General features: G+C 33.8%; 15 protein-coding genes. 4 read left to right on the top strand and 11 right to left on the bottom strand.

Annotated elements, in window-relative coordinates; all coding sequences use genetic code 11:
* Positions 1 to 28: 28 nt before the first annotated feature.
* The 7 genes from frr to V6246_RS08385 all read right to left on the bottom strand — a co-directional run bounded on the left by frr (position 29) and on the right by V6246_RS08385 (position 5,855).
* On the bottom strand, positions 29 to 583 hold the full coding sequence (frr, locus tag V6246_RS08415; protein WP_159018511.1) for a ribosome recycling factor: 555 nt from the start codon (positions 581 to 583) through the stop codon (positions 29 to 31).
* Positions 584 to 632: 49 nt separating this feature from the next.
* Positions 633 to 1,340 (bottom strand): UMP kinase, encoded by a 708-nt coding sequence (gene pyrH, locus V6246_RS08410; protein ID WP_159018510.1) that lies wholly within the window; start codon positions 1,338 to 1,340, stop codon positions 633 to 635.
* Positions 1,341 to 1,868: 528 nt separating this feature from the next.
* The gene (gene tsf / locus V6246_RS08405) at positions 1,869 to 2,843 is read right to left on the bottom strand and encodes a translation elongation factor Ts (RefSeq protein ID WP_341559995.1); all 975 of its coding nucleotides are present in this window, start codon (positions 2,841 to 2,843) and stop codon (positions 1,869 to 1,871) included.
* Positions 2,844 to 2,929: 86 nt separating this feature from the next.
* Positions 2,930 to 3,706 carry a 30S ribosomal protein S2 gene (gene rpsB, locus V6246_RS08400; RefSeq protein ID WP_042496565.1) on the bottom strand — a complete coding sequence of 259 codons (777 nt, stop codon included), beginning with the start codon at positions 3,704 to 3,706 and terminating at the stop codon, positions 2,930 to 2,932.
* 190 nt (positions 3,707 to 3,896) lie between these two features.
* Positions 3,897 to 4,283, bottom strand: a complete 387-nt coding sequence (gene rpsI, locus V6246_RS08395; RefSeq protein WP_042496568.1) for a 30S ribosomal protein S9 — start codon at positions 4,281 to 4,283, stop codon at positions 3,897 to 3,899.
* Position 4,284: 1 nt separating this feature from the next.
* Positions 4,285 to 4,740: a 50S ribosomal protein L13 gene (gene rplM, locus V6246_RS08390; protein ID WP_159018508.1), complete on the bottom strand. Its 456-nt coding sequence runs from the start codon at positions 4,738 to 4,740 to the stop codon at positions 4,285 to 4,287.
* 212 nt (positions 4,741 to 4,952) lie between these two features.
* Positions 4,953 to 5,855: a hypothetical protein gene (locus V6246_RS08385; RefSeq protein WP_341559994.1), complete on the bottom strand. Its 903-nt coding sequence runs from the start codon at positions 5,853 to 5,855 to the stop codon at positions 4,953 to 4,955.
* 229 nt (positions 5,856 to 6,084) lie between these two features.
* Here V6246_RS08385 and V6246_RS08380 point away from each other — a divergent pair, with 229 nt between their 5' ends.
* From V6246_RS08380 to V6246_RS08365, 4 genes are all read left to right on the top strand, one after another.
* Positions 6,085 to 7,716, top strand: a complete 1,632-nt coding sequence (locus V6246_RS08380; RefSeq protein ID WP_341559993.1) for an ABC-F family ATP-binding cassette domain-containing protein — start codon at positions 6,085 to 6,087, stop codon at positions 7,714 to 7,716.
* 299 nt (positions 7,717 to 8,015) lie between these two features.
* Entirely contained in the window at positions 8,016 to 8,705 is a 690-nt protein-coding gene (locus tag V6246_RS08375; protein ID WP_341559992.1) for a hypothetical protein, read from the top strand.
* A gap of 177 nt (positions 8,706 to 8,882) precedes the next feature.
* On the top strand, positions 8,883 to 10,835 hold the full coding sequence (locus tag V6246_RS08370) for a YgiQ family radical SAM protein (protein WP_341559991.1): 1,953 nt from the start codon (positions 8,883 to 8,885) through the stop codon (positions 10,833 to 10,835).
* A gap of 75 nt (positions 10,836 to 10,910) precedes the next feature.
* Positions 10,911 to 11,717, top strand: coding sequence for a tryptophan-rich sensory protein (locus V6246_RS08365; protein ID WP_341559990.1), 807 nt, complete (start codon positions 10,911 to 10,913; stop codon positions 11,715 to 11,717).
* A gap of 11 nt (positions 11,718 to 11,728) precedes the next feature.
* Here V6246_RS08365 and V6246_RS08360 read toward each other — a convergent pair whose 3' ends face one another.
* From V6246_RS08360 to polA, 4 genes are all read right to left on the bottom strand, one after another.
* Positions 11,729 to 11,875: a hypothetical protein gene (locus V6246_RS08360; protein WP_159018502.1), complete on the bottom strand. Its 147-nt coding sequence runs from the start codon at positions 11,873 to 11,875 to the stop codon at positions 11,729 to 11,731.
* Between the two features lie 92 nt (positions 11,876 to 11,967).
* A complete protein-coding gene (locus V6246_RS08355; protein ID WP_341559989.1) occupies positions 11,968 to 15,420 on the bottom strand; it encodes a DUF3427 domain-containing protein in 3,453 nt (1,150 codons plus the stop codon).
* Positions 15,413 to 15,811, bottom strand: a complete 399-nt coding sequence (locus V6246_RS08350) for a (deoxy)nucleoside triphosphate pyrophosphohydrolase (RefSeq protein ID WP_341559988.1) — start codon at positions 15,809 to 15,811, stop codon at positions 15,413 to 15,415. Before V6246_RS08350 ends, V6246_RS08355 begins: the two co-directional genes overlap by 8 nt.
* 112 nt (positions 15,812 to 15,923) lie before the next feature.
* The gene (gene polA, locus V6246_RS08345) at positions 15,924 to 18,773 is read right to left on the bottom strand and encodes a DNA polymerase I (protein ID WP_341559987.1); all 2,850 of its coding nucleotides are present in this window, start codon (positions 18,771 to 18,773) and stop codon (positions 15,924 to 15,926) included.
* Positions 18,774 to 19,030: the final 257 nt, after the last annotated feature.

Here is a 19,030-nt window from a genome sequence, read left to right as displayed (position 1 = left end):
TATTTTTTAAACTGAAATAAAACTATAATTACACAGTCATGATTTCCTTTTCTTTTGCATCGAAAAGTTCATCCACTTTTTTAACGTGCTTATCCGTTATTTGTTGTACGTCTATTTCAGCATTCTTTTTTAAATCTTCCGATACATCTTCATTTTTCTTAATGTCGTTGTTGGCATCTTTACGGGCCGTACGGATACTTACTTTAGCATCTTCAGCTTCAGCTTTAGCTTGTTTTGCTAAATCTCTACGACGCTCTTCTGTTAAAGGTGGTACGCTTATAATAATAATGTCTCCATTGTTCATTGGGTTAAAACCAAGGTTTGCATAAGCAATACCACGCTCAATTTCTTGTAGCATGTTTTTTTCCCATGGTTGTACCGTTATTGTTCTACCATCTGGTGTGTTTATATTGGCTACTTGGCCAATTGGTGTTTGAGACCCGTAATAGTTTACCATTACGCTCCCAAGCATTGCAGGGCTAGCTTTACCAGCTCTAATGTTTACAAATTGCTTTTCAAGATGCTTAAGGGCGTTATCCATAGCTTCTTGCGTGCTGTCTAATATAAATTGAATGTCTTCCATTGTTTTTTACTTTAATATGGTTTAGCTATTTCAAAAATTGCGCCAAATTTTATAGGTTTACTTCAGTACCTATTTTTTCACCAGCAACAACTTTAAGTAGATTACCAGGTTTATTCATATCGAAAACAATAATTGGTAATTTGTTTTCCTGACTTAAAGTGAATGCTGTAGTATCCATTACTTTTAAGCCTTTACGTAATACATCATCAAAAGAAATATTATCGAATTTTACGGCTTTAGAGTCTTTTTCCGGATCTACATTGTAAATCCCATCTACACGTGTTCCTTTTAAAATAACATCTGCTTCTATTTCAATAGCTCTTAAAACGGCTGCAGAATCTGTTGTAAAATACGGATTTCCTGTTCCACCTCCAAAAATAACAACACGACCTTTTTCTAAATGGCGCATAGCTTTTCTTCTAATAAAAGGTTCGGCTACTTCGTTTATTTTAATGGCAGTTTGCAATCTTGTTGGTATATCGGCATCTTCTAAAGCGCCTTGTAATGCTAAGCCGTTAATTACTGTGGCTAGCATACCCATGTAATCACCTTGAACCCGATCCATACCTTTACTAGCTCCAGCAACACCTCTAAAAATGTTTCCACCTCCAATAACTACGGCTACTTGTACGCCTTGGTCTGTAATGGTTTTAATGTCTTGTGCGTATTCGGCTAGACGTTCTGGATCTATACCGTATTGACGTTCACCCATTAAGGCCTCGCCTGAAAGTTTTAAAAGTATTCTTTTATATTTCATTTTATGAATTATGAGATGTTCGCTTAAGCGGAAACAAAAGTTTAGCAAAGCTACATAAAATTTTTATTTTTTTGAATTTATTACAAGGAATACCAAGCAGTAATTTCAATAGAGTTAAAATGTTTTGGGCGGGTTTTTAAGAAAAATAAAAACCGAGCTATCCACTATATCTTTTTAAAATAGGGTTTTATCACCCAATGGACTTTTATGTTTACTTAATTTGAACTTAAATAGCAGGGTTATAGGTTTATAGTTTTAAAAAGGATGCCGTTACTATCTCTCCCGCGTGTGTTTGCCAATTACAGTTATATGGCTGCCAAGTAAAGGTTGATTAATAATGATTGTTAAAGGCAACCGTCATGTCGATAGAAGAAGACATGATATTACATTCTGTAATTATACTTGTTTTAATCTTTTAGTTAAGATATAAATGAGGTTCAATTTAAAGCATAAAAAAACCACTACATCTAAAAAAAGAGTAGTGGTTTTTATGTTTTATTTCCGTGTAAACGAAAATTGAATAATTAATTATCCAACAGATACACGTTTGAAATCTGTAATTTCAACTTCGCCGTAAGATGCAACGTATTTTGCTACGTTAGATTTTTCGTCTTTAATGAAATTTTGATCTAATAAACATTTTTCTTGGTCTAATGTTGTGTTGTCAGAAACAAAACGCTCCATTTTACCAGGTAAAATTCTATCCCAGATTTGTTCTGGTTTTCCTTCAGCTTTTAATTCCTCTTTAGCAGCTTCTTCAGCTTTAGCTAAAACTTCTGGAGTTAATTGAGCCATAGAAATAAATTGAGGTACGTTTTTTTGTGTTTTACCTAAACGACCTAATTCAATATTGTCTTTTTCAATAACAGCAATTCTTGCTTCAGTTTCTGATGCTACAAAAGCAGGATCAAAATCTTTGTAAGATAATGTGCTTGCTCCCATTGATGCTACTTGCATAGCTACATCTTTAACTAAAGTATCAGCGTTATCAACTTTTGCAGATAAACCAACTAATGCAGCAATTTTGTTGATGTGAACGTAAGTTCCAACAAAAGGTGCTTGTAATTTTTCAAAACTAGTAATATCTAGTTTTTCACCAATTACACCAGTTTGCTCAATTAATTTTTCAGCAACAGTCATGCCTTCAAAATCAGCAGCTAAAAAAGCTTCTTTAGAATCTACTGTTAAAGCGATATCACCTAATTGGCTAGCTAAAGCTAAAAAGTTTTCGTTTTTACCAACAAAATCAGTTTCACAACCTAAAACAATAGCAACACCTTCAGTTTGGTCTGCGTTAATTTTAGAAACAGCAGCACCTTCAGAAGAGTCTCTATCGGCTCTTTTTTCAGCTACTTTTTGTCCTTTTTTACGTAAAACTTCGATTGCTTTATCGAAATCGCCTTCCGCTTCAACTAAAGCTTTTTTGCAGTCCATCATTCCTGCGCCAGTAGCTTGTCTTAATTTGTTTACTTCAGCGGCTGTAATTTTTACTGTAGTACTCATAGTTATTAGAATTTAAAAAAGTCGTTCAATATATTTTCAACAAAGAAAAGTACTAAACGACTTATTTGTGTTTTGTTAATGTTATTTTATTCTTCTTCTTCAGCAGATGCTTTTGGTGCTGGTGCAGCTTTTGCTTTTGGAGTTTCCTCTTTTGCAGATGCAGCAGCATCTTTATCAGCTTTACGCTCAGCTAATCCTTCAGATATTGCAGAAGTTACGTGAGATAAAATTTTATCAATCGATTTAGAAGCATCGTCATTTGCAGGGATAACGTAATCCACTTGGCGTGGATCAGAGTTTGTATCAACCATTGCAAAAATTGGAATGTTTAATTTTTGTGCTTCTTTAATCGCGATATGCTCACGCTTAATATCTACAACAAATAAAGCTCCAGGTAAACGAGTCATATCAGTAATAGAACCTAAGTTTTTTTCTAACTTCGCTCTTAAACGATCTACTTGTAAACGCTCTTTTTTAGATAACGTTAAAAACGTACCATCTTTCTTCATTCTATCAATAGTAGCCATTTTTTTAACAGCTTTTCTAATAGTAACAAAGTTAGTTAACATTCCACCAGGCCATCTTTCAGTGATGTAAGGCATGTTAATAGATCCCGCTTTTTCAGCAACGATATCTTTAGCTTGTTTTTTTGTTGCAACAAATAAAATTTTACGACCAGAGTTAGCAATTTTTGCTAATGCTTCTCCAGCTTCATCAATTTTAGCTGCTGTTTTGTATAAGTTGATAATATGGATACCGTTACGTTCCATATATACGTAAGGCGCCATGTTTGGGTCCCACTTACGTGTAAGGTGTCCGAAATGCACACCTGCTTCAAGTAATTCTTTTACTTCTACTGCCATTTTGTAATAATAGTTTACGTTCTGTTGAATTAGCAATGTTCCATTTCACTTTACGCTTTTGGCTTCATTTAGATGCTAAACTAAATCCTATTTGTTTTAAACATAATAGGACAACAATAACTTGTTTTTTTATTTTGTTTGAAATGATACCAGGCATCTGAAAAACAGATCCTGAACCACGTCCAGGATATTAACGTTTCGAGAATTGGAATTTCTTACGCGCTTTTTTCTGACCGAATTTCTTACGTTCAACCATTCTAGGGTCTCTAGTTAATAAACCTTCTGGCTTTAAGATTAATCTGTTCTCAGCATCTAACTCACACATTGCGCGAGAAATTGCTAAACGAACAGCCTCAGCTTGTCCAGTAATACCACCTCCATATACATTTACTGTAATATCAAAGTTGCTGTCATTGTTAGTCAAAACTAAAGGCTGATTTACCTTGTACTGTAAAGTAGCTGTAGGGAAATAGTTAGTTAAGTCTTTTTTATTAATCGTAATGTTTCCTGTTCCTGTAGAAACATAAGCACGAGCAACAGCCGTCTTTCTACGGCCAATTTTGTGAATTACTTCCATGTTATTTAAATTCTTCTAGATTAATTACAGCTGGTTTTTGAGCTTCATGTTTATGAGCTGTTCCAACAACAACGGTAAGATTACGGAATAACTCAGCACCTAATTTGTTTTTAGGTAGCATTCCTTTAACTGATTTTTCTACTACTCTTGCAGGATCTTTTCCAAACAATTCTGTAGCAGTTAAACTTCTTTGACCTCCTGGATACCCAGTGTGACGAATGTACGTTTTAGCGTTCCATTTGTTACCAGATAAACTGATTTTTTCTGCGTTGATAACAATTACGTTATCACCACAATCAACGTGAGGTGTGAAGTTTGGCTTGTGTTTACCTCTTAAAAGTTTTGCAACTTTAGAAGCTAAACGACCAAGTGCTTGTCCTTCAGCGTCAACTAAAACCCACTGCTTATCTGCAGTTGCTTTGTTAGCTGAAATCGTTTTGTAGCTTAATGTGTCCACGTTTTTAATTTATTTTTATTAAACATTCCTCTCTTAAAAAGAGTTTGCAAATTTACGATTATATATTTGATTACCAAATAGTGTGGTTATATTCTTTTAATAAAATTAAAAGTATTGATATTTAAGGGTTTAACCTATGGTAACATTTGTTAACTAAAAAAGCCAGATAAGTATGTTTTATCTGGCTTTTCTAATTGAAGCGTCCTTTAAGTTTATTTACCTAAACCTATTACTAGTCCACCAGAATAGTAAGTGCCTTTACCAATATTTCTACCACTAACTATAGTGCCAGAACCAAGACTAACACCTATTGTTTTAGTTATTGGTGCGTAAAGGTTTAAACCAACTCTAGAAAAACTTACTTTAGTTTCCGGAAAGTTACCTGCAAAGTTTGGCGAGTTAATATCTAAGCTGCCGTTACTTTTTTGAGCATCAAACCAAGCATCTGCATAAAATGCTTTTCCTGCGTATCCTAATTTAATTTGTGCGTTAACACTATTTGGTACATCAAATTTAGCACCATCACCTAGGCCTAAGTTATTATCAGCTTCTCCTCTCATAGAGTGACCAACAAATGCATTTCCGAAGAAACCAGAGTTGTTATTATATTGTAAACCTAATTTTGTATCAATAGACGACGCACCGTTACCAAGAGAAAGTATTCCTGTAGGTTCGTAATCAAAAGCATAAGATCCTCCTACTGCTACAACAAATGTAGTTGTACCATTTTTGTGTTGAGTTACAAAAGGCGCCCATTTTACCAATAAGCTTACATCTTGTAGGTTAGATTGTTCTGTAGTCCCATTTACAGGATCTGCAACGCCTTGTCCTTCTGCATCAATATAAGGTAGGTTTGCAATTACAGTAAGGTTATCTGTAATACCATAATTAGCATATACATTATATATGTTCTGGTCAATTTGGTTGTGTGCAGGTACAGCATCTACTTCATCAAGGCCTAAATAGAATTTTTCATAAGTAGCAAACGTATAAGAAACAGCAATGTTTGCTTCTCCTTTTTTGTTAAAAAATCCGTCAGGGTTAATTTGGGCTTGTGTGTTTTGTATTGCAATACTGAACACGGTAATTAAAGTTAAAAATAATTTAGTTTTCATAGCATTCTTTTTTTTTGATTATTGAGATTATAGGACGATTTGAATAACTATTCATTACAAAGTATATGTTAAGGTTTATTTTGTGTTTGTAAGGTTTTAGAATGTTTTTTTGTGTAAATCATTTGTTTTTATGTTGTTAGGTGAAGGGCTTTAATTCAATAATTTTTGAAATTATTATGTTTTCTAATGAATCTCTTTTGTTAGTTTTGCGCATTCTTATACATATAATATGATTTCAGTTGATAATTTAGCAGTAGAATTTAGTGGAACCACGCTATTTAGTGATGTATCGTTTACTATTAATGAGAATGATAAAATTGCCTTAATGGGGAAAAATGGTGCTGGAAAATCAACAATGATGAAAATCATTGCTGGTGTGCAAAAATCTACTCGCGGGCATGTACGTTGCCCAAAAGAAGCTATTATTGCTTATTTACCACAGCATTTATTAACTGAAGATGACACTACCGTTTTCGATGAAGCTTCTAAAGCGTTTAGCCACGTGTATACCATGCGTGACGAAATGGAAGGTTTAAATAAACAATTGGAAACACGTACAGATTATGAATCGGACGAGTACATGAAAATTATTGAGCGTGTATCCGATTTAGGTGAAAAATATTATGCTCTAGAAGATGTAAATTATGATGCTGAAGTTGAAAAAGCCTTAAAAGGTTTAGGTTTTAAGCAGGAAGATTTTACTAGAAACACCAACGAATTTAGTGGTGGATGGCGTATGCGTATAGAATTAGCTAAAATTTTATTACAGAAACCAGACCTTATATTACTAGATGAGCCTACCAACCACATCGATATCGAATCTGTAATTTGGTTAGAAGATTTTTTACTGAACAAAGCTAAAGCCGTAGTCGTTATATCTCACGATAAAGCCTTTATTGATAATATTACAAACCGCACCATAGAAGTCACTATGGGGCGCATTTACGATTATAAAGCCAATTACACACATTACTTGCAATTGCGAGAAGATAGGCGTGCACATCAAATAAAGGCTTACCAAGAACAACAGCGTTTTATTGCCGATAACCAAGCGTTTATAGATCGTTTTAAGGGTACGTTTTCTAAAACCAACCAAGTAACATCGCGTGAGCGTATGCTGGAAAAATTAGAAATTATTGAAGTGGACGATGTTGATACGTCGGCATTAAAATTACGTTTTCCAAAAACACAGCGTTCTGGCGATTATCCGGTTACAGTTAAAGATGTTTCAAAATCTTATGGAGAGCATGTGGTATTTCATGATGCTAATATGTCTATTGCCCGTGGTGAAAAAGTATGTTTTGTAGGTCGAAATGGTGAAGGTAAATCTACTATGATTAAAGCTATTTTAGGCGAAATTGATGTAGAAGGCGAATGCAGTTTAGGGCATAATGTAAAGGTTGGGTATTTTGCCCAAAACCAAGCCGCTTTGTTGGATGAAGAATTAACCATTTTTCAAACCGTAGACGAGGTTGCTAAAGGCGATGTGCGTACGCAAATTAAAAATATTTTAGGTCGTTTTATGTTTAAAGGCGACGATATCGATAAAAAAGTAAGTGTGCTTTCTGGTGGTGAAAAAACAAGATTAGCTATGGTGAAACTTTTACTAGAGCCGGTTAACTTGCTTATTCTCGATGAGCCTACAAATCACTTAGATTTAAAATCGAAAGATGTTTTAAAAGAAGCGTTACAAGATTTTGATGGCACGCTTATTTTGGTGTCGCATGATAGAGATTTTCTACAAGGTTTATCAAATAAAGTATTCGAATTTAAAGAAAAACGTGTTATTGAACATTTTGAAACAATTGACGATTTCTTGGTTAGAAACAGGATAGAAAGTCTAAAAGCTATCGATTTGTAGTTCTGTTTATCTTACTTTCTAGTTATTTCATCTAAAGGCAAAATTCAGTTTTCTTGCCTTTTAAGTCGATTAACCTAATTTTTTATTGCTTCATCTAAAAAAAAGGTTTTTACTTCTAAACCATTTTTTCAGACTTCATTTTCAAATTATCTTTGCGGTATAATTATAGTATATCTGTAACGATTAGATGGTAATACTTCTAATTCAATAATTTGTCAGTGTGTTATGGTTAAAAAATTACGATAATCCCCCTCAAGATCTAAGAATTTAAAAGGAAGTTCAACCAGAAACTTAACGTTATGAACAAAATATTAATCGCTTTTGCGTTATTTACATTAGGCTTAAATGCACAAAGTAAATTGCAGCCCAACATACACGCCTCATTAAATTTAGGGCAAACTATCACCAACAATACATTAGCTTTAGAAGACTCTAAATACGTTATCAATAAAGTGCTTTTGTACAATAAAGAAACTTTGGAACAACGTGTATTCCCAAATCAAGCAAAAAGTATTGCCATCGATTTAGATCAAGTTAAAACAGGTGTATATACAGCAATGGTTTATGTAAATGGCGATGTTAAAGTATTCAATTTAGATATTGTAGGTTTAAGTTCAAGCGAAAATTACGAAACTACCGAAGCGGCAGAAGTTGCTGTTCTTAAAGAAAAAAAGCCTGCTGTAGTAGAGGTTGTTGAAGTTCCTGAGGCTCCAGTAGAAGTTAAAGAGAAAAAAATCAAGTTTTATCGTGTTGTATCTACCGTAGCATTTAAATATAGTTCTAGTAAATACAATGTGTTTACAGAAAAACGTAAAGATGCTTTAATTAGAAAAAACGAGCTAGATTTAACAACACGTATCGGAAAGAAAAACACGTTAGTTGTTTACGCCGTATACTTAGATCGTAGCGAAGAAATGATTTATGATACAGCAGCAGTAAAAGATTTTAATAAAACACTACCTGCTGGTAACGAGTTATCTTCTTTATAGATTAAATGGATGTGTTTTAAGCACGCCAACTTAGGCTGAAGCTTATTATCCATATTTAGAACTACAAGTTCAACATACACAATACAAACCAACGAATAGCACCCAACCCTTGAGGAACGCCCAAATTAATTGAGTTATCATGTTTAGGCGGCTATTTTTGACTATTTTTGCAGCGTTATGCAAGATTTAAAACTTTCGGATTGGTTACCTACCACAAACAAAGAGGTGAAAATACGCAGATGGGAAGCGCTAGACGTTATCCTATTTAGTGGCGATGCTTATGTAGATCACCCAACTTTTGGACCTGCAGTTATTGGGCGTATGCTAGAGAGTTTTGGCTTGCGTGTTGCTATTGTGCCACAACCTAATGTGAACGATAATCTTCAGGATTTTGTTAAAATGGGACAGCCAAAAATGTTTTTTGGTGTTACAGGTGGTTGTATGGACCCCATGATTAGTAATTATAACGCGAATAAAAAACGCCGTGATAAGGATGCTTATACACCAAACGGTGATATTGGGTTTCGTCCGGATTACGCGACAACCGTTTATTCTAAAATTTTAAAGGAAAAATGGCCAGATACTCCCGTTCTAATTGGTGGTATTGAGGCGTCTTTACGTCGTGTTACACATTACGATTATTGGAGCGATAAGTTATTACCTTCTATTTTAGAAACTTCGAAAGCGGATATGTTGGTTTACGGTATGGGTGAACAACCCTTGCGTGAAGTAGTGCGTTTGCTAGAACGAGGCGTGCCTTTTAGTAGTATAAATACGGTATTACAAACGGCTGTACTTTTAGATGAAGGTGAAAAAATACCAAAAAATAGTAATTGGGAAGATGTTGAGATAGCCTCGCATGAGGTTTGTTTACAGGATAAGAAAAAATATGCGTCTAACTTTAAAGTGATAGAGCAGGAGTCCAATAAATTGGCAGCGCGACGTATTTTTCAGAAAATTGGAGATAAAACATTGATGATTAATCCGCCTTATCCAACCATGACGGAAAGCGAGATTGATGCCTCTTTCGATTATCCATATACACGATTACCACATCCAAAATATAATAAACGTGGGCCTATTCCGGCTTTCGAAATGATAAAGTTTTCTATTAACATTCACCGTGGATGTTTTGGAGGCTGTAGCTTCTGTACCATATCGGCACACCAAGGAAAATTTATTGCATCGCGTAGTAAAGAGTCTATTTTAAAAGAAGTAGATACGGTGGCTAATATGCCAGATTTTAAAGGGTATTTATCTGATATTGGAGGGCCAAGTGCCAACATGTATCAAATGAAAGGGAAAGTGCAATCTATTTGCGACAAATGTGTGGCGCCTAGTTGTATTTCGCCAGTAATTTGTAGCAATTTAGATACATCTCACAAGCCTTTAACCGAATTATACCAGGCTGTTGATAGTCATCCTAAAGTTAAAAAGTCATTTATTGGTTCGGGAATTCGCCACGATATGTTGGTGCCAGAATTTAATAAAAATGCCGACCCAAAAGAGCTTGATGCTTACACGGAAGAGGTGATGACGAATCACGTTTCGGGCCGACTTAAAGTAGCGCCAGAACATACCAGTGATCCGGTATTAAAACTGATGCGTAAACCATCGTTTTCTTATTTCCATAAGTTTAAAGAGCGTTTCGATAAAATTAATATAGCTAAAGGTTTAAAGCTTCAGTTAATCCCTTATTTTATTTCGAATCATCCCGCTTGTGAAGTAGAAGATATGGCAAACCTAGCTGCCGAAACTAAAGATATGGGTTTCCAGTTAGAGCAAGTACAAGGGTTTACTCCAACACCAATGACGGTGGCTACGGTAATTTATTACAGTGGTTACCATCCATACACGCTTAAAAAAGTAAATACGCCTATTACTAGAAAAGAGAAAGACGAACAACACCGTTTTTTCTTCTGGTATAAAGATGAAAATAAAGACTGGATTAAAAAGACTTTAAACAAATTGGGGCGTCAAGATTTACTAAAAGTGTTACTACCTGAGAAAACCGAGAAGTGGCGTAAAAACACACCTACTGGAGATGCTAAACACACCTTTGATGATGCTGTGCCGTTTAATAAGCGCAAAAACAAAGCAAAGTTTAAAAGTAAGAAGAAGCGTCGTTAATTTATACACCAAGCGGTAAGTAGAATTTTTGCACACAGTATTTTCAAATCGTTTTATTTTTGTTATATTATTACAATGAAAAAACAATTACAAATCATTAACGGTGTCGCTTTTGTGTGTGTTATTGTAATGAACTATTTGTCTAACACAGGTTTATTAAATAGCACTACCATAGGGGAAGTTTCTAAAGATTATAACACCTTATTTACTCCTGCAGGTTATGCGTTTTCCATTTGGGGAATAATCTATTTACTCTTGTTAGGGTTTATTATCTACCAAGGGCGCAGTCTATTTGTAAACGTTAGAAACGACGATTTTATTTTAAAAACAGGTTGGTGGTTTCTAATCTCTTGCATTGCAAATTGTGCTTGGATTGTAACCTGGATTTACGGTTACACCTTAATATCTTCCATATTTATCTTTATCATTCTATTATCGCTACTACAAATTGTGCTTAAAAACAGCATGGAATTGGTAGACGAGCCAATTTCTGTTATTCTATTTTTATGGTGGCCCTTTGTAATTTATAGCGGCTGGATTACCGTGGCTAGTATTGCAAATGTATCGGCCGTTTTAGTAAAATATAATTGGGATGGTTTCGGTTTATCACCAACATTTTGGACTATAGCATTAATAGGTATTGCAACCATAATAAACTTAATGGTAACCTGGAAACGAAACATGCGCGAGTTTGCACTCGTAGGTGCTTGGGCTTTAATTGCTATTTATGTAGCTAATAGCGACGCCAATACTGCTGTGGCTTATACTGCAGGAGTTGCTGCTGCAATTTTAATTATAAGCAGCTCTACGCATGCTTTTATTAACCGAGAAACAAACCCTGCGATTAAGTGTAAGGAGTATTTAGATGCTAGAAAAAACTAAAGCCTAACGTTCTACTTTTTTAATTTTTTCTGAGTTTTCCCTTTTCTTGTGGCTACAGCATGTGCTAACACAGCGACTTCTATAAGTAGAATTGCAATTTTAGCTTTTTTACTCTTTGTTAATGTACTTGTAAGTCCTAATACTTTTGTAATTATCATAATTTATATTTTTAAGAACAAATTATGGATAAAGTTCATTGTTGAATGACTTGATAAATATTTATTTTGACTGGATTGAGGGTTGAATTTTGTTATTCATTTAAAACCTTTACAAATTCTCCAATTACTCTCATTTCTTTAGAGTTCTCTTCATCAAGAATTATGTTTTTAAAGCTATTGTCATTGGAATTAGGCTTCAAAACAATAGAAGAATGTTGCCAACCTTCTTCTGTAATAGTTTTTTCACTTGAATAAGTTTTTACTGTAAAGGCTGAATTAAAATCTGGGTCGAAAGAATCACTATTTTCTATTAATAAAATTTTACCACCACGAGAACCAGTTACATTTTTTTTGAATATGCATATTGAATTATTGGGAATCACCTTATTCATAGATTCACCAATTACTTTACATGCAAAATACTCATTTGTAGCATATCTCTCAGGAACGGCTGTTAAACTGTATTCTTTTTCGTCTTGCATTTCGCTAAAGCTTCCTGCTGCTGCATAAAAATTGTAAAGAGGAATGGTGTGAATTGATTCTGTTTCTGGTATATTAATCTTTAGTTGAATAGCTTTGTTTTCTATTGGCTGTTGATTAACCATTTGTTTTGTTTTTATATCTGGATTTTCCTCCAAATATTTATACATAGAATCAGATACTGGGTTTTCTAAATCAAAACGAATTTTGACTACAGAAACTTTTTTTCCACTATCACTATTCATTTTTGTTTGTTCAACGCTCTTTTTTTGAGGTTTAATATCCCCCATGAAGTAGAAGTCGGTACCTTCATCGTTATTCTTCTTGATAAAAAGAGGAAGTCGAATTGTACCATTATTACCAAGGATAGATTGGACATCTTTACTTTCTATTTTTCTGTTGGATTTTGACATCCAGTCGAATTCCTTTTGATTCACGAATTCGTCTTCATATTTAGTCGATTCAGAGATATCTTCTTCTTTATGATAATTTACGAATATTGGACAATATTTATTATCGGAACTGACTAAGTAACCGCCCACATTTTGAGCAACTGGATTTTCAGAAAAATTTAAAATCCTAAAAACATCTTTTCTCGAGTACTTTCTATATAAATGAAATCCATTATTCCATTTATTTGTGTCAAAGTTTTTGTTGAAATTATAAAGTGAATATTCTATTGTATCTAATAAAAAATATTTAAAATTAGAATCGTTTAAAAGTGTTTTAAATTCATTTTTTAATGAGAATATGTTCTTTTCTAATTTTAGAATGTTCAAATTATAAATATCTTTAACAGACACCAATTTCCCATCTTTTTTCTCTCTGATAAACTCAAAATTAATATTAGAAACACATGAATTAATAGTCGCTTCCGATATGTTATAGTTGTATTTCTCTCTAATTTCAGTTTTTAGTGTTTTAACGTTATAGACCCCAGAAGCTATTGTTTCTTTAAGTATAATTGATTCTTCTACTCTTTTAGAATTATTTATTTCTTTTGAAAATAATTCTAAAAGTTTTATTTGTATTTCACTTAAAGTTGAACCGAAATCCTTTTCGGTTTTATTTAAAAAGTTAAAATATGACTTTGAGTGATTAACATATAAATATGGGTCTCTTGAATCATTTATAACAAAGTCCATCATCATCGGAATACGTCCAATTCGACTTTTTAAATTATTATAATCGATTTTTAAATCGGCTAATAATTGCATTTTTGCAGAATCAATTGAAGCATAGATTCTTTCTTTAGTAATTTCGTCAAAATTGATAGTTGATTCACCTGGAATCATACTGCTGCCTTCTGAAATCAACTTTCTTATTTTGTCTTTATTGAATGAGGTGTCACCATACAACGCTATTGGTATTAAATAGTTGTTTTTATAATTGCCAATAAAATCAATAATAGTTAAATAATATTTGTTGTTTGTCTTTCTTAATCCTCTCCCTAATTGCTGAATGAATATTATCGCTGATTGGGTCGGGCGAATCATAATGACTTGATTGATTTTTGGGATATCAATTCCTTCATTAAAAATATTTATAGTAAAAATGTAATCTAATTTGATTGATAAATCGTCACTTTCTAATAGCTTTATCGCATTTGTTCTTTCGTCTTCTGAACTTTCTCCAATTAGAGCAACTGTTTTGTAACCTTTTTGGTTAAATTTATCTGATAATTCTTTTGCTTCCTCTTTTTTGGAGCAAAAAATTAAACCCCTTGTTATTCCATTATCAGAACCATAAAACTCAATTTTAGAAATAATTTTATTGACTCTTTCTTCAGCAGTTAAAAGTCTAAAATCTGATTCACTTTCGAGAATTTCATCATTAACTGATAAATCAGTTACGCCGTAGTAATGAAAAGGAATAAGCATATTCTCTTCCATAGCTTTATTAAGTCTAATCTCATAAGCTATATTATGGTCAAACAAACTGTAAATATCTTTGTCGTCTGTTCTATCAGGTGTTGCGGTCATACCAAGAAGAAAGCTTGGATTGAAATATTCTATTAGTCTTATATATGAATCTGCTCCTGAACGATGAGACTCATCGATAATAATATAATCGAAGAATTCTTTATCGAATCGTTCTAAATGATTTGGTTTAGAAATTGTTTGAACAGTAGAAAATACAAAATCCTTATCTAGTTCTCTTTGGTTTCCAGAATATAAGCCCATGGTTTTAGACTTTCCAAAAATAGTTGTAAAGGTTTCCATTGCTTTTTTTGCAATGTTTAATCTATGTACTACAAATAATAGTTTTTTGGGATTGAAAGCTTTAGCATCGAAAGCAGCTAAATATGTTTTACCTGTTCCTGTTGCAGAAATTATTAAAGCTTTGTTGTTTTCATCTTTTCTTAAGTTTTCTAGGTTTCCTAATGCTTCTATTTGCATTGAGTTCGGCGCAATTTCTACATTAAGTTTTTCAGATAATTCTTCTTCGGTTTTTTTGTGAACTAGAAATTGCTTTTTGTAAATTTCTTCATATTTTTCAATATAAGTTTCATTTACAATTTCACCTATCTTAAAATCATCTTGAAATTCATTAATCACTTTATCTACTATAGAACTTGAGTTTCTTGCAGAAACCTTCATATTCCATTCTTTATTAGTAGATAATGCAGAGGAAGTTAAGTTGCTACTTCCTATAATTAAATTGTAGTATTCAGAGTATTTAAAAATGTAACCTTTCGAATGTGAGTTTTCTTTAGTTATTATTTTTAATTCAATGTTTGAAAACTGTGAAAGTCTTTTTAGGGCTTCCGGCTGTGTGAAATTTAGATATTGAGAAACAAGGATTTTTCCTTTAACTCCTTTTTCTTCAAGGGTTTTAAGAGTATTTATTAAAGTGGCAACACCACTTGTTGTAACAAAAGCAACAGATATAAAAAAGCTCTCGCAGTTTTCTAATTCTTTAATAATTGTTGATAGAACTTTCTTTCGAGGAATTTTTCTGTTTACTAGTAACTCAGGTTGATAAAGGGCATCAGAATCTAATGATTTGTCGATGAATCCTGTTAGTAAACTATCTCTAAAATTATCATTAAATAATTTATTCATTCTCAATTAATCTATTAACTATTGGAATGTCTGCTTCTGCCCAATCAAGTTTTTCTAAGTTTTTCACAGTTAACCATTCAGAAGAAATATGCTCATTCAATCGAATATTCTTTGTCTCAGAATAACATTTGAAACTATGCATTGTTAATTCAAAATCAGGATATTCATGAATAACAGTTTCAAATAAATTATCAATCTTAATTGGATAAAAATTTAATTCCTCAATAAGTTCTCTTCGTAAAGCTTCTTCTTTTGATTCTCCTTTTTCAATTTTTCCTCCAGGAAACTCAAATTTTTCTGAAATATAACTTAGCTTGTTTTTGGGTCTTTGCACACAAAAAATTTCATTTTTATAATATATTATTGCTGCTACAACTTCAATTTTCTTCATTTTAAAACTCTATCCTTTTTATTTAAAAACCTAGAAAATCTGTTTCAAAAATAAACTAAGAGGATTAATTTATTTTACGGTTTTCCTCATTTCAACTAAAATAAATTAATCACTAATGCGCTTCCAACCAGTTCAACCCAGTATCAATTTCAACATCTAGTGGCACTTCTAATGTATAAGCATTTTCCATTTCGGTTTTTACTAAAGTTTTTATACTTTCAAGTTCTGGTTTGTATACATCGAAAACCAATTCATCATGTACTTGTAGTAGCATTTTAGTTTTAAAATTACCAGCATTAAGTTTGTTAAAAATGTTAATCATGGCAATTTTAATAATGTCGGCAGCAGAACCTTGTATAGGCGCGTTTACGGCATTACGTTCTGCGGCACCACGTACCACGCCATTTCTAGAATTAATATCTTTTAAATAGCGACGACGACCTAAAACGGTTTGTACATAACCATTATCGCGTGCAAAATCGACTTGCTCGCTGATGTATGCGCGTAGTTTTGGGTAGGTTTCGTAATAGGTGTCAATAAGTTCTTTGGCTTCCCCTCGCGATAAATCGGTTTGGTTGCTTAACCCAAAGGCAGACACGCCATAGATAATCCCGAAGTTTACGGTTTTTGCGTTGCTACGTTGCTCGCGTGTAACTTCATCTAAAGGCACATTAAATACTTTCGATGCGGTAGAGGCGTGAATATCTTCGCCGTTTTTAAAGGCAGAAATCATGGTTTCTTCCTTACTTAAAGCGGCAATAATACGTAATTCTATTTGGCTGTAATCGGCCGCTAATAGCGTGTACTCTTCACTTCTTGGCACAAAGGCTTTACGCACTTGGCGACCACGCTCGGTACGTATTGGTATATTCTGTAAGTTGGGGTTGTTACTACTTAAACGGCCTGTAGCGGCAACGGTTTGCATGTAATCGGTATGTACACGGCCTGTAGATGGTTCTACTTGTAGCGGTAAGGCATCGACGTAAGTGCTTTTCAGTTTTGCTAAACCACGATAATCCAAAATATTTTGAATTATAGCATGATCTTTAGCGAGGTAAGATAAAATATCTTCGCCTGTAGCGTACTGTCCTGTTTTAGTTTTTTTAGGTTTATCTACCAGTTTTAGGTTTTCAAAGAGCACAATACCTAATTGCTTTGGCGAGGCAATATTAAATTCTTCGCCAGCGGCATCGTAAATGCTTTTTTCTAAAGTTTCAATATCGTTATTTAAAGCTTCGGCTAAAGAATTAAGGAAATCTTTATCAAGATTAATCCCTTCTAATTCCATTGCGGCAAGCACACGAAGTAACGGGATTTCAATCTCATCGAATAATTTTTGAGTATTGGCTTCGCCGAGTTCGTTTGTAAAATGTTCTTTGAGTTGCAGGGTAATATCGGCATCTTCAACAGCGTATTCCGTTTGTTTTTCCAGAGGCACATCGCGCATAGATAATTGGTTTTTTCCTTTTTTACCAATAAGCTCGGTAATGGAAATTGGCGTGTAGTTTAAATACGTTTCAGCCAAGATATCCATATTGTGGCGCATATCTGGATTAATAAGATAATGGGCCAGCATGGTATCAAAAAGTTTACCGCGGACTTCAATATTATATTTTGCAAGAACTTTGATGTCGTATTTTAAATTCTGACCAATTTTTTCGATGCTTTCGCTTTCAAAAAACGGACGCACTTGCTCGATAAGGGCTTGGGCTTCGGTTTTATCTTCCGGAAACGGTAAATAGAATCCTTTTCCTGTTTCCCATGAAAATGAAATACCAACGAGTTCTGCGGTTAGTGGGTTTAAGCCTGTAGTTTCGGTATCAAAACACACCGAGGTTTGACTCATTAAATTTTTAAGAAATAATTTTGTGCCCATACCTTCTGCCACACTTTGGTAAAAATGCGAAGTGTTTTCGGCTGTTTTTCGGGTATGCTCGGTAACAGTTTCTTCTTTAGTTGTACTCGATGGATCGCCACCAAACAATGAAAATTGCCCTGCACCAGCCGAAGCTTCTTCTTTTGGTGTCGCTTTTTCTTCGTTGCTTTTTTCGTTAGTTTCTGTTGAAGTTGCTGCTGCTTGAGCTGCAAAAGTTTTTGTGAAATTATCTATAAGGCGTCTAAACTCTAACTCTTCGAAAATTTCTGTAACCTTAGGGATATCGGGTTGATCTAATTCGAAATCTTTCGCATTAAATTCCACCGGAACATCCAGCATAATGGTTGCTAATTTTTTAGAAAGTAAACCCAATTCTTTATTGGCTTCAATTTTCTCTTTCATTTTACCTTTTAGCTCGTGGGTGTGTTCAAAAAGGTTTTCCATAGACCCATAAGCGGCCAAGAATTTTTTAGCTGTTTTTTCGCCAACGCCGGGTAATCCTGGTATGTTATCACTGGCATCACCCATCATGCCAAGAAAATCGATAACTTGTAATGGATCGGTAACTTCAAACTTTTTCTGTACTTCGGGAATACCCCAAGTTTCGTATCCGCCACCAAACATTGGGCGGTACATAAATATATTTTCGCTAACCAACTGTGCGAAATCCTTATCTGGTGTTACCATAAAAGTTTGGTAACCTTCTTTTTCTGCTTGTTTGGCTAGTGTACCAATAACATCATCGGCCTCGAAACCTGCTTTTACCATAATAGGGATGTGCATGGCTTTTAAAATCTCTTGGATTATAGGCACGGCAATTTTTATAGCCTCCGGAGTTTCATCTCTATTGGCTTTGTAAGCCTCAAACATTTCTACACGGTCGGCACTACCACCTTTATCGAAACAAACGGCTAAGTGGTCTGGTCGCTCACGTTTAATAACGTCTAAAAGTGAGTTCATAAATCCTAAAATTGCTGAGGTATCAGTGCCTTTAGAGTTTATTCTTGGGTTCTTTATAAAGGCATAGTAGCCACGGAAAATTAATGCAAAGGCATCAACTAGAAATACGCGTTTGTTATCGGACATTTTATAAATTTTGATAGAATTTCAAAACTACAAAAAGTTATGGTTATAATTTAAAGTTTGAATGCCCTAAACGTGTTAAAATGTTTTAGTCGAAAATTCTCGTTTTCATTTTAATTAAAACTTCAGAAATTTTTATAAAACTCTTGATAAGAACGCGGCATTTTGTCAATAAAATATGGGTGTTTGTTTTAAATGAAGACTCTTAACAATTCGTTAAATCCATTTGCTATGGCAAGCATTAATTGGTAATACCATTA

Origin of the sequence: Algibacter sp. TI.3.09, assembly GCF_038154905.1 — a bacterium.
Classification (GTDB): Bacteria; Bacteroidota; Bacteroidia; order Flavobacteriales; family Flavobacteriaceae; genus Algibacter.
Note: the sequence above shows the minus strand (reverse complement) of the source record. Positions and strands in the feature narration are given on the sequence as shown.

What these genes read in the sequence shown, in the direction of transcription:
- frr (WP_159018511.1), bottom strand. Translation starts at nt 583, where the DNA reads ATGGAAGACATTCAATTTATATTAGACAGCACGCAAGAAGCTATGGAT.
- pyrH (WP_159018510.1), bottom strand. Translation starts at nt 1,340, where the DNA reads ATGAAATATAAAAGAATACTTTTAAAACTTTCAGGCGAGGCCTTAATG.
- tsf (WP_341559995.1), bottom strand. Translation starts at nt 2,843, where the DNA reads ATGAGTACTACAGTAAAAATTACAGCCGCTGAAGTAAACAAATTAAGA.
- rpsB (WP_042496565.1), bottom strand. Translation starts at nt 3,706, where the DNA reads ATGGCAGTAGAAGTAAAAGAATTACTTGAAGCAGGTGTGCATTTCGGA.
- rpsI (WP_042496568.1), bottom strand. Translation starts at nt 4,283, where the DNA reads ATGGAAGTAATTCACAAAATTGGCCGTAGAAAGACGGCTGTTGCTCGT.
- V6246_RS08385 (WP_341559994.1), bottom strand. Translation starts at nt 5,855, where the DNA reads ATGAAAACTAAATTATTTTTAACTTTAATTACCGTGTTCAGTATTGCA.
- V6246_RS08380 (WP_341559993.1), top strand. Translation starts at nt 6,085, where the DNA reads ATGATTTCAGTTGATAATTTAGCAGTAGAATTTAGTGGAACCACGCTA.
- V6246_RS08375 (WP_341559992.1), top strand. Translation starts at nt 8,016, where the DNA reads ATGAACAAAATATTAATCGCTTTTGCGTTATTTACATTAGGCTTAAAT.
- V6246_RS08370 (WP_341559991.1), top strand. Translation starts at nt 8,883, where the DNA reads ATGCAAGATTTAAAACTTTCGGATTGGTTACCTACCACAAACAAAGAG.
- V6246_RS08365 (WP_341559990.1), top strand. Translation starts at nt 10,911, where the DNA reads ATGAAAAAACAATTACAAATCATTAACGGTGTCGCTTTTGTGTGTGTT.
- V6246_RS08360 (WP_159018502.1), bottom strand. Translation starts at nt 11,875, where the DNA reads ATGATAATTACAAAAGTATTAGGACTTACAAGTACATTAACAAAGAGT.
- V6246_RS08355 (WP_341559989.1), bottom strand. Translation starts at nt 15,420, where the DNA reads ATGAATAAATTATTTAATGATAATTTTAGAGATAGTTTACTAACAGGA.
- V6246_RS08350 (WP_341559988.1), bottom strand. Translation starts at nt 15,811, where the DNA reads ATGAAGAAAATTGAAGTTGTAGCAGCAATAATATATTATAAAAATGAA.
- polA (WP_341559987.1), bottom strand. Translation starts at nt 18,773, where the DNA reads ATGTCCGATAACAAACGCGTATTTCTAGTTGATGCCTTTGCATTAATT.